This is a genomic window from Sodalis-like endosymbiont of Proechinophthirus fluctus (assembly GCF_001602625.1).
GTDB lineage: Bacteria > Pseudomonadota > Gammaproteobacteria > Enterobacterales > Enterobacteriaceae.
This window is the reverse complement of record NZ_LECR01000086.1, coordinates 5868-16411: the sequence shown is the minus strand read 5'-3', so window position 1 is coordinate 16411 and position 10544 is coordinate 5868. Positions and strand designations below refer to the sequence as shown.

Here is a 10544-nt window from a genome sequence, read left to right as displayed (position 1 = left end):
GGGGTTGAAATCGGCGATCCTGAACTGGTAGGTATTCAAAAGAAACTGATTCGCCGCGCCCGTACCCTTAATCGCGCCGTGATTACCGCCACACAGATGATGGAATCAATGATAACTAACCCGATGCCCACGCGAGCCGAAGTCATGGACGTTGCCAACGCGGTGCTCGATGGCACCGACGCGGTGATGTTGTCGGCCGAAACCGCCGCGGGGCAGTATCCTACAGAAACGGTGTCTGCCATGGCCAGAGTTTGTATGGGGGCGGAAAAGATCCCAAGCATTAATGTCTCCAAGCATCGGCTGGACGTGCAATTTGACAATATCGAAGAAGCTATCGCCATGTCGGCGATGTACGCCGCTAATCACCTTAAGGGCATCACCGCCATTATCTCGATGACGGAATCGGGCCGTACCGCGTTAATGATGTCCCGTATCAGCTCGGGTCTGCCCATTTTTGCCCTCTCGCGCCATGAGCATACTCTGAATCTGACCGCGCTTTATCGTGGCGTGACGCCGGTATACTTTGACGGCGATTGCGACGGCGTGATGGCAGCAACCAACGCCACCAATTTGCTGCGCGACAAGGGATTTTTAGTCTCGGGGGATCTAGTGATCATCACCCAGGGCGACGTTATGGACATGGTCGGCACTACCAATACCAGCCGCATCCTGCGCGTAGAATAACCCAAGGCTGACGCACCAAGACCCTGCTTCGAGCGACCGCAATGCCAAAATCGCAGTGACTTGCACGGGCGTCTTCGAACGTCAGGGTGCAAACCCTGTTCACGCCGCAAGCGTTTTCGCGCGAAGAGGGCAATACGAGGCCGTTAGGTACTAACGTGAACCTAACGTTGCTCTCTTTTTGCAGGTGAAGGCCGCTCTGCGGTACGCGTAACACAGAAAAACGAGTCCGATATTCGTCATCGCGATGGCCGTATTTTAACGCCAGGTTCGTCATTATTTGATAGTATTTCTCCAGAATCCCTTCCAATACGTCGGTGCAAATGACGACCTGCGCGCCAGACGCTGTCGTTGCTCTATTGCTATCTGATCGGCATCAATGAAATTGATTCGACCATTATTCTGGATCAGAATATTACCAACTACCTCGACATCATGTATCTACAAGTCTGCGTGACTCGAGCACCACTAACGCCTTTGTACGCAGTGCATTCCCCTTTTCTTCGTCGAATAAATCCTCTAATGTACTTGCATGTCATAGGGTCTCCGTATTGGTTAACCTTCACGCCGGCACGGGAAAAATCATGCTTATTATTATCCTTATTCAGGTAGTATTGGGCACGTATGGGATATGCGTTCGGTATGGCCGAAAAATTAATCCAAATACTGTCTTTATTACGGGGGAATTTTGACCAAAAAGGCGTGACGATTCTATATACTGAGCCATAAGATCCCCGACTAATCTCTTTGCTTATGGCTATCACCTGTTAATCAATTGGTTTACCCGCAATGCGTGCCAAAAAACGGTCGATAGTGCTGATATATTGGGTCTTGCCTTGCCAGCTGAAAGGGCACATAGCGCCTGCGTTAGGAAAAGGAAAGCATAGGCCGTGAGCGTGGCGCTGTTGAATAAAAGGAAGAGGGGGCTGATACGGTTTCTTCGCTTTGGTCCTCTATTTGGCTATATTGCTAATAGTGTTTTAAAAATGCTCTCTCGTAATGGTGTTGGACGAGAGCTCTTTCTCTCTGGAGCGGCGTATACAATAATTTCACTATTATTTTCCATAATAATATGGATTTTTAGAAAATCTTTTTCTTTATAATTTAATATAGTCCTGGAGAGCAGTTTTTCAGTATATATTATCGTCAGCATATATAACTATCATAACCATTAATTTTCCAAGCGATACGCTAGTATCGAATAATTCATCCTCTCACGCGATTTCCTGGCTCTACTCTATACTATTACCGCAGGTTGCCAGAATGAAATGCGATTTTCCCATAATACCTTCTTTGTCGCCCAACTGCACCTTAATTCTCATCGACATGATGGTGTAACCCGTGCCATCTATATTATCGGATTATCGGGCATCAAACCCACAGCGAGCAAGTATCTTTGCCATCGCTTAACATTATATTTCCTGGCGTCTTATACATACCTAATAACAAACATTAAGCCGTACAGTTTACGATAAGAGATTCATAATAAAGCCATATGTTAAAGAGAAAATATAGATAATAATTTATTATATCACTATTGTCTTTCATCTCCTTAGATATAAATGAAATAACAACAAAAAGTAGGTTTTTTTGACATTGAATAGGAATTCCCACTTTATCTATGCTATCAGCACCGATAAAGCTCAGCATATCATTAATAATATAAAGGTACAGAGACAGGATATAAGATAGAGGTAAATAATTAATTGAACAGTTTTCGCAATCGTTTCTTGGCACACTGTGTCAGACCAATACATTATAATAGGCTCGGCGACGAATCCCAAAAAGCTGGTAGTAGATTTCAATGCCATCGACTTCCTCATCTTTCTTGATTACGTCAATGCGCTGAGCTAGTCGGCAAACAGAACTAATTTTCTCAATAACTGGTGAAAACCCGCTATAATAAAGGCAAGGTGGCCTTTATTTAACCGCAAACATTTGGTTTACGAGCCAGTTGTGCAATGCGGTGGAAGCGACTACGTACATTAGTTCTAAAGTTAAGGTGGTTCATAAATACCTTAACCTAAAAGTGAGTGGCGGTAAATTTATTCCCGCTATAAGAGTAGTTAGCGCGATATTACCTACATCCCAGCGAACGACTTGGATCAAGCTGAGCTCAAAGCAACCCATTCAGGGGAATATATTAGTATTTATTCCAAACTTGATTGGATGGATATTTCCCATACAACGTAACTACAGAGTGGTAGATACGCCGTTTATGGAATATATGTAAGACAAACCCAGTATTGTGGTTTTGCACACATTGTAAAAGAAAAGCCAACGTGACTACTACCCCGCCCTGCGTGCCCATCTCTCGTTTGCTCAAGCGGATCACGCGATCCCCGTCTCCCCAGACTTTTACAAGGCAGCTTACCATCATCACCGCAGTGCCCTCCTGTTTTTGCGTCAGCACCGTTGCCACTAGACTGGCTGATGACGAAAGCGGAACAGCTGTCGAGAACCCGTAGCTCAGCAAAATCGCGACTCGCGAGCAGCTCTGCTAACGCAACAGGGCCGTGACGGAGGGGTGCTGACGGCATGAAGCCGCTCTCGTCCTGTAAAAGCGCCACTACTAAATAGCAAGAAGCTCAAACTTCTCTAACAGCATCGGATTAGTCCACTGCCTTCCCCACATACCCATTATTATTTGCTACCGTATACGCGATTTTTGCCTCTGTCTATGGTAGAGTATGGCACTATGGATCCTCGCGATATCCGGAGTTTGCTCTGGCCGCTGGAGAAGCCTGCGCTAGAGTTCCTTGGTGGTGAGGATAAAGCCGACGCGCCGCGGGCACAGATCGAGGCTAGCCTGCTGTAAACTAAGGCTCAAAGGACCTTTAATTGATAAAGAAATCTCATTCCCACTTGTAATATAACTACTCTTTGTTACTGCTCTTGGCCAATTTGAAAGAAAAGATGTAAGAAGAAATTAACAGTACGATCCCCATCCCAGCGGAGAGAAGGGATAGGCTTTTTAGAAAATTGTTTGTTTTTTCTGGGCCTGGTGTATTGGTAGCGGTAGGCTATATGGATCCTGGCATCTGTATAACCTTATATCCAGATGGTGCGCTTAGTAGCTATCTTCTCTGTAGTAATATTGATTTACAGTCTGATTACGCGCGGGATACTGCTCCAGATCATGTGCACAAAATTGTGCATTTTCACGGGGATGGACTTAGCGTAGGCAACGAAAGCCCTAGTAGAAAAAACGCACCATGGTTCACCACGGAATTAGCGATTATCACTACGGAGATCGCTGAGGTCATGGCAATTTTTATTATTTTTTTCTATGAAGTGGCGCTCACCAATCCCGACCTAGCGCAAACTTCCCACGCGCTCATTCCGCAAAGAGAGATCCTCACCGCGCATGTGGTGGGCGGCGATTCCGCTTTCTTCATCGTATGGGGATCGTGGGAGCCACTATGATGCTGCATAACCTCTACTTACACTCTTCCATCGTACAATCATATCAATACGACCGTGGTAATGAACGGGCGGTGAAAGAGGCCATCCGCTACGCAACTACTAACTCCAATATATAGTGTTAGGATTCTCTCTTATCATTAATTACTTACTTCTTATTCTTCCTTTTGCGAAAAAACCAGTATGATATCGGCCGCCTTGTGCCCAGTTGTACGATACCCTACAGAATCATAGCATTATTGGCACTGTTGCCAGCGCCACCATAGCAACGTTATTCGCCATTGTGGTGTTGGCATTCCGGTCAGAATGCCACTATTACGGGGACTTTAATCGGGCAAATCGTTATGGAAAGTCTCATCAATTTCCCTCTGGCTCCCACTGTGGCAACGGCTCTTAATTTCTATCATGCCAAAGGAAATATGGTTTAGAAACTCCTATTTTATACCTAAGTATTTAGGAGCATTGCCTTACCGATTTCGATGATCCCGCTTCTGTATGTAACCTCATCCAAGGCAATTTTGTTAATTACAAACCTTTCATGGTACTTGGCTGGCTGGCCACCAACGGTATTAGTGGTCTGAAACCTTCAGCTCATTATTGAAACAGTGCGAATACTGTTCGATTGAGAAACCTTGCATCGTTGATAATAGGCAGGTTCCAGCTGTAACAACAGTGTGGCTGCAGAATTGTGATCGACTAAAGGGCATGTTGTAACGCAAGAACTGTAGCCGGTTTAACAGCTAATGACGGTACCAGGTCACGCCGCCGTGCGCGGCCTGCCCTCCCGCTGGCTGCCTATGTTAGCCAAGCGAGGCCCCTTCACACCGGCGTTCACGCTTACTTGGGGCCGAGATTTCAGCGAGAGGGGCTTTTATAGGGGTTGGGATCGCCAGGCTTGCGGGTTTTGAGCAGTTTTAACATCCAGGTATACTGTTCAGGGTTCGGACGCACCAGCGCTTCTACCGCTTCATTCATACGCCGCGCCACGGTAGCATCATTGGCATCCGTTAACGCTTCCGTGGGCGCCAGAGTATGAATATGCAACAGGCTGGTTTTACCATCATAAACCGGGAACAAGGGAACAATGGTGGGGCGGCAGACTTTCATCAGACGGCCGATAGCAGGCAGCGTCGCTTTGCTTTTTACGTGGCAAAGAAATCTACAAACTCACTGTGCTCGGCACCATGATCCTGATCCGGCAGATAATACCCTATCCATCGAGCACTGAGCTTATAAAGGGTTTGATACCATCGTCTCTGCGCACGTGCATACGGCCGCCAAAACGCCGACGCACGCGATTCCACATATAGTCCACTAACTCATTGCGCTGATTATGGAATATGGCCGCCATTTTTGGCCACACACCCCCAATTTTTGGCCACACGCCGCCATTAGCATCGCCATCACATCCACTACCCAGCCTTGGGGTACTAGAAAAATGATATTACACCCCTCTTCCTAAAGCCGGTTCAGCCATTCGTCGCCATGCCAGCACACGCGCGCAAGCACCCAGCTCTGGTCGCGGCAGGCCAGCTCGGCCATAAGGATTATGGATTGCGTCACGCAGGCGAACATGTCGTCAATGATGGCTCCCCGCTGCTGCGCGGCAATTTCCGGCAGGCAGTAGGGCAAATTGACCTGTGCGCGAAAGCGTGCTTTGTGCGCAACGCGGCCAACTCGCCCGACCCAGCGCGCTCAGAACAGGATCTCGTAACCTGGGCGAGATCCAGACAGTGGCGGCAATGGTGCCTATTTCCAGCCAGACGCCCCAATAACGTAGGGAGTAAAATGTTTTTGAACGTCGGGATAAATTCTATTTGTCCGTTTTGCTTATTTCCCATACATGCCTTTTTCAATGCTTGTCGTCACGCAGTAATCACGGCTAATCGCATTATTAAAGAAAAAAAACAGCCGATGCAGAATCACGACCGATGAAATCGTCATGTCATTTTAACTGCAGCTGAGGCAGCATCTGTTTGACTTGGGAAAGATATTCGGCGCGGTCGCTGCCGGTCAGCCCTTTGGTGCGCGGCAGTTTGGCGGTCAGAGGATTGACCGCCCGCTGGTTGATCCAGACTTCATAATGCAAATGGGGGCCAGTGGAGCGGCCAGTATTGCCAGACAAGGCGATGCGATCGCCGATTTTCACTTTCTGTCCCGGCTTCACAAATAATTTATTCAGATGCATATAGCGGGTCATGTATTGGCGGCCGTGGCGGATAGCTAGATAGTTACCAGCGGCGCCGTCTCTTTTGCTGACCATCACCTCGCCGTCGCCCACCGCCAGTACTGGCGTACCGACTGGCATGGCGAAATCAACGCCACAATGGGGCGCGATAAGGCCGGTAATGGGGTTAATCCTGCGCGGATTGAAATTGGAGGAGACGCGAAATTGTTTTACGGTGGGAAAACGCATGAAACCACGGGCGAGACCGGCGGCATCACGGTTATAGAATTTACCGTCATCCGCAAGGAAGGCGTAATAATCTTTCCCGCCTGTAGTACGTAAGCGTACGCCAAGCAACTGACTTTGAGCGCTTTTGCCATCCAGCATTTCCCTCGAAGTCAGAACCGAGAACTGATCCCCTTTACGCAACTTGCGGAAATCCAGCTGCCACTGCAGCGCTTTGATCACTGCGTTTATATCACTGCCCGTCAGACCGGCTGCACGGGCGCTGGCGACAAAACTTCCGTTTAGCTGGCCGGTCAAGGTAGTGTTGCGCCATTCGCCTGTCATATTGGCGATGCTTTCCTTGAAACCGCCGTCCACGCGATCATAGGTGCGCGTCTCGCGGCGGGAGACATTCCAGATCAGGCGCTGCAAATCACCCTCAGCGGTCAGCGTCCAGGAGAGGGACTGGCTTATCTTCAGATTGCGCAGCGCGGAATTTTGCTGAGCCAGCGTTGTGATGTCAGTGATATCAATGCCGTACTGAGTAAGGACACTACTTAGGGTATCGCCGGTGGCGATGACATATTCATACACACCTGCCTTCCCTTCCACGCGTTCATCCAATTCATCCTTCAGAATATCTTCTTCGCTATCAGGGGTGGTCTGGTCGAGTGGCTCGCTGGCCTCGGGCGCCAGCTCGCGCAATTGATAGTCTTCCAGCGAGAAGATGCGGCTGGGGATCCTTTCCAACACCGGGAAGCAGATATAGGGTCGCCAAACGGCGACGGCTAAAGTGACTATAGTTAGCGACCCTAGCATGACGCGGTGGGGTCGCGGTAGACGATTAAACGCCAGGGCGAAAGAGCGGGCTATCTGCTGCACTAATAACCATCCTCATTCGTTCTTCTCCAGACAGCTCACGTACTGGTTCGTCAATTGCGACAGAAATCGCGCATAGCTTTCCTTGTCCAAGGAGATACCCATTCCCAGCGGGTCCAGGGTGCTAATGTGCAGGGATGTCCCACGGGCGACGGCATTGATAACGGCTGGCCTGAACTGTGGCTCAGCAAAAATACAGGTTGCTTTTTGCTCAACTAACTGTGTTCTGATTTTGTGTAACGCCTGGGCTCCAGGTTGTATTTCGGGATTGATGGTGAAATATCCTGACGGCGTCAGGCCATAGTATGTTTCAAAATACCCATACGCATCGTGAAATACGTAATACCCCTTTGCGCGAACAGGTGCTAGCATTGTAGCGATATTTTTGTCATTTTTTGTCAAGACAGCATTGAAAATTCGCAGATTATCGTCCACTTGTTGTTTCTTTTCGGGTATTAACTCCACGAGACGGTCATGGATCGCCTCGGCCGCACGCCGAGCGATGGTTGGCGAAAGCCATACATGCATATTATATTCGCTGTGGTGATGGCTATCGTCGCCACTGCTGTCGTCATTCTCATGATTTTCATGCAATTCTTCGCCGCCTTTTTGCAAAAGCGGCCTAACGGACGGTAGGCTAGCTAAGGTAATGCGTCGTGCGGCAGGCAGTGAAGAGGCGGGTCCAGAGAGGAATACCTCCATTTCCGGGCCTACCCACACTAGCAAATCGGCATTTTTTAACCGCAGCGTATCCGTCGGCCGTAAAGCATAATCATGAGGAGAAGATCCATCGGGCAACACTATCTCCACCGGCATAACGCCATCGGCGACGGCGGCGGCGATAAACCCCAGCGGACGGAGCGAGGCGACAACCGCGGCCTGTGTGTTGACGCCCGTCGCCATCCCTAAGGCCCAAATACAGGCGAAACGGCAGGTGCAGCAAACGACGCGCAATAAAGCGGCAGGATAGGATGCGGGCATGGCAACATTCTCATCGGTAATAAAGCGGGTTGTTATGTCATAATAACGGCGCAATTTAACAACCGTAATCATGATGACTGATTTGGTAATCCTGGAAAACATTGGCGTCACCTTTGGCCGAAAAGCGGTGCTGCACGATATCTCTTTCACCCTGCGCCCCTGTCACATTCTTACCCTGCTGGGCCCGAACGGCGCCGGCAAGTCGACACTGGTGCGTGTGGTGCTTGGGCTTATTGCTCCCACTGAGGGTACGCTAAGACGCCAACCTAAACTGCGCATGGGATATGTACCGCAAAAAATACATCTGGACCCCACGTTGCCGCTAACAGTGGAACGCTTTATGCGTCTGCGGCCGGGCGTCAAGAAAAGCGATATAGCTCCGTCACTGGCGCGGATGCAGGCGCAAAATTTGCGGACGGCGCCCATGCAGAAACTTTCCGGCGGTGAAATGCAGCGGGTACTGCTGGCACGTGCCCTGCTCAATTCACCACAGCTATTGGTACTGGACGAGCCGACCCAGGGCATGGATGTCAACGGCCAGGCGGCCCTGTATGATTTAATCGACAACATTCGCTGCGACCTCAGTTGTGCAGTATTGATGGTATCGCACGATTTACATCTAGTAATGGCGAAAACTGATGAAGTGCTGTGCCTTAATCACCATATCTGCTGTTCCGGCAAGCCGGATGTGGTCTCGGGACACCCTGATTTTATCGCCATATTCGGGCAGCGCGCACCGATGCCGCTTGCGATATACCAATATCATCATAACCACCGCCACGATTTGCAGAGCGAGGTGGTGTCGCCCGAACAGGGAGTGTGTCGTCATGATTGAATTATTGCTCCCCGGCTGGTTCGCCGGCATGCTATTATCGCTGGCGGCAGGCCCCCTCGGCGCCTTCGTGGTGTGGCGCAGAATGTCGTATTTCGGTGATACCCTCGCCCACGCCTCACTGTTAGGTGTCGCTTTTGGCCTGTTGCTGAACATCGATCCGTTTTGCGTAGTGATTGCAGTTACGCTGGCGCTGGCACTCGGGCTGGTATGGCTGGAACGCTTCCCCCAATTGGCTATCGATACATTATTGGGCATCATGGCACACGGTTCGCTATCCCTGGGCCTTGTGGTAGTCAGCTTGATGCAGGGGGTGCGGGTCGATCTAATGGCCTATCTGTTTGGCGATTTGCTGGCGGTTACGCCGCAGGATATTGCGCTTGTAGGCGTGGGGGTCGCGGCAGTTCTGACGCTTATCTTATGGCAATGGCGCGCCCTGTTGTCTGTGACCATCAGCCCCGAATTGGCCCACGTAGACGGGATCCCCCTGCCCTACGTCAAGATGTTATTGATACTGGTCACGGCGCTAACTATTGGGATAGCTATGAAGTTTGTCGGTGCGTTGATTATTACTTCGTTGCTTATCATTCCCTCTGCGACCGCGTGCCGTTGTGCGCGCAGCCCAGAGCAAATGGCGTTATACGCTACCCTAGCCGGCATGTTAGCAGTCACTAGCGGACTGGCCTTTTNNNNGCGATACACCGGCCGGCCCGTCCGTAGTGTTGTGCGCCTCGGTGCTGTTCCTGCTCAGTCTGACTGTCAAAGCGCGCTGTTGACCGCCGAGAGTGGGCAGGACAACCTGTAAATCCGACGCCTCCGCTCACTGAGCCTATTCCACATCGGTAGGACGCGTCCCTGAAGGGGCTCGGTTGCGGCGGCATTATTCATTCGTCTTCGCCGCAGTGTCTCTCAATCCCGAAATGGCGATACGTGTGGAAAGTAGCGATACGTCCGCGGGGGGTTCGCTGTATAAACCCTTGCTGGATCAAAAACGGTTCCAGCACACCTTCAATCGTCTCGTGCTCCTCGCCGATTGCTGCTGCTAGGTTATCCAACCCTACCGGTCCGCCGCCAAATTTATCTATGATGGCCAGCAGCAGCTTGCGATCCATGAAGTCCAACCCTTGGGTATCAACATTCAGTATATTCAGCGCTTTCACCGCCGCCTCATCGGTGATGTGGCCCGCGGCCCATACGTCGGCAAAGTCACGGACCCGGCGCAGCAGCCGGTTGGCAATACGCGGCGTACCGCGCGCCCGACGCGCGATTTCCCGCGCACCGCCTTCGGTAATGTTCAGTGCCAGGCAGGCAGCGCTACGGCTGACAATATTTTGCAAATCCCCCGTCTGATAAAAC

Annotated in this window: 8 protein-coding genes and 3 pseudogenes; 7 read left to right on the top strand and 4 right to left on the bottom strand. The window is 50.4% G+C overall.

Features of this window, described 5'->3' with window-relative positions; genetic code table 11:
* The 4 genes from BG74_RS18150 to BG74_RS18140 form a co-directional block, all read left to right on the top strand.
* Positions 1-684, top strand: a 684-nt coding sequence (locus tag BG74_RS18150) for a pyruvate kinase (protein ID WP_244267461.1), incomplete at its 5' end; no start/stop codon positions are given.
* Between the two features lie 2097 nt (positions 685-2781).
* Complete coding sequence (locus tag BG74_RS19895) at positions 2782-2874, top strand: hypothetical protein (protein WP_187202816.1); 93 nt, start codon at positions 2782-2784, stop codon at positions 2872-2874.
* Between the two features lie 948 nt (positions 2875-3822).
* Positions 3823-4107, top strand: a complete 285-nt coding sequence (locus tag BG74_RS18145; protein WP_244267460.1) for a hypothetical protein — start codon at positions 3823-3825, stop codon at positions 4105-4107.
* Positions 4083-4223: a divalent metal cation transporter gene (locus BG74_RS18140; protein WP_369678547.1), complete on the top strand. Its 141-nt coding sequence runs from the start codon at positions 4083-4085 to the stop codon at positions 4221-4223. The genes BG74_RS18145 and BG74_RS18140 overlap by 25 nt, the downstream gene beginning before the upstream one ends.
* Before the next feature lie 736 nt (positions 4224-4959).
* On the opposite strand, the pseudogene lpxM reads toward BG74_RS18140, so the two are convergent.
* From lpxM to znuA, 3 genes and pseudogenes are all read right to left on the bottom strand, one after another.
* Positions 4960-5945, bottom strand: a pseudogene (gene lpxM / locus BG74_RS08355) (lauroyl-Kdo(2)-lipid IV(A) myristoyltransferase).
* Between the two features lie 104 nt (positions 5946-6049).
* Positions 6050-7378: a murein DD-endopeptidase MepM gene (gene mepM, locus BG74_RS08350; protein ID WP_066597787.1), complete on the bottom strand. Its 1329-nt coding sequence runs from the start codon at positions 7376-7378 to the stop codon at positions 6050-6052.
* A 12-nt stretch (positions 7379-7390) separates the two neighbouring features.
* Positions 7391-8278, bottom strand: a complete 888-nt coding sequence (gene znuA / locus BG74_RS08345; RefSeq protein ID WP_187202822.1) for a zinc ABC transporter substrate-binding protein ZnuA — start codon at positions 8276-8278, stop codon at positions 7391-7393.
* A gap of 151 nt (positions 8279-8429) precedes the next feature.
* Between znuA and znuC the strand changes: the two genes are divergently transcribed.
* The 3 genes and pseudogenes from znuC to BG74_RS18135 form a co-directional block, all read left to right on the top strand.
* Positions 8430-9191, top strand: a complete 762-nt coding sequence (gene znuC / locus BG74_RS08340) for a zinc ABC transporter ATP-binding protein ZnuC (protein ID WP_066597822.1) — start codon at positions 8430-8432, stop codon at positions 9189-9191.
* A pseudogene (gene znuB, locus BG74_RS08335) lies at positions 9184-9877 on the top strand (zinc ABC transporter permease subunit ZnuB); the annotation flags it as partial. The gene znuC and the pseudogene znuB, both read left to right, overlap by 8 nt.
* Before the next feature lie 4 nt (positions 9878-9881).
* Positions 9882-9955 (top strand): annotated as a pseudogene (locus BG74_RS18135) (hypothetical protein); the annotation flags it as partial.
* A gap of 117 nt (positions 9956-10072) precedes the next feature.
* On the opposite strand, the gene BG74_RS18130 reads toward BG74_RS18135, so the two are convergent.
* Positions 10073-10544: Holliday junction DNA helicase RuvB C-terminal domain-containing protein (locus BG74_RS18130; protein WP_305809590.1), on the bottom strand; the 472-nt coding region annotated here is incomplete at its 5' end.